Annotated in this window: 1 pseudogene; it reads left to right on the top strand. The window is 46.9% G+C overall.

Going from position 1 to position 674, the window contains the following annotated elements:
• Positions 1 to 292: 292 nt before the first annotated feature.
• Positions 293 to 391, top strand: a pseudogene (locus CWM53_RS32430) (hypothetical protein); the annotation flags it as partial.
• Positions 392 to 674 lie beyond the last annotated feature (283 nt).

Genomic DNA, 674 nt, shown 5'->3' with positions numbered 1-674 from the left:
CATACCGCAACGTCAGCCGCAAGAATATCGACGGTTTTTACCAAAATCCCCTGGGGCGCTTCTTCCTGGAAGATACCGTCAAAAACTAATGCCTCTTTGCGCCGGTTGATATCGACCACCGGCGCTTTTTTTAATCTTTTCGGACCACCCGCTTCCGCGGGAAACTCGCAACGTTACCGATCAGTCCGTCAACACCAGCTCCGCCGTTAATGAGTTCATGATGAAATTCTTTGCAGCCCTGCTTACCGTCATGGTGGTTTGTTTTCTCAGTATGGGCTGGTGCGTGGGGGCGCCCTTCCATGCAGTGGTGGAAGCGGCGGTACAACGGGCCAGGCCAGTGCTACTCACGGCACTGGCCGCCATTCTGGCGTTTATCCCGCTGACGCACTCCCAAACTCTCTTGTGAGAAATACGAGAGAGGGCGTTACCTGCGATAAAAACTCGATTTTAACCTTAACAATTCTTAACATGTTTAACGGCTTTTTTAAAAAGGTTTTAAGCTATTAATACATTGATATAAATAAGAATTTTTTTTAGACTGGATATGTAAAAGCGTATGCATGCCATAAGACACTTCATATCGAAGCTACAATCTTTTTAAACATCGCATCGTGGGGGTCTCTATCCAGAACAGTGTATGGCAGTTTTGATGCCCTGGTTCAGCGATAAGAACA

It is taken from the genome of Klebsiella sp. A-Nf5, assembly GCF_002810545.1.
Classification (GTDB): Bacteria; Pseudomonadota; Gammaproteobacteria; order Enterobacterales; family Enterobacteriaceae; genus Klebsiella; species Klebsiella variicola.
The sequence above is the reverse complement of the archived record's forward strand: the minus strand, read 5'-3'. Positions and strand labels throughout refer to the sequence as shown.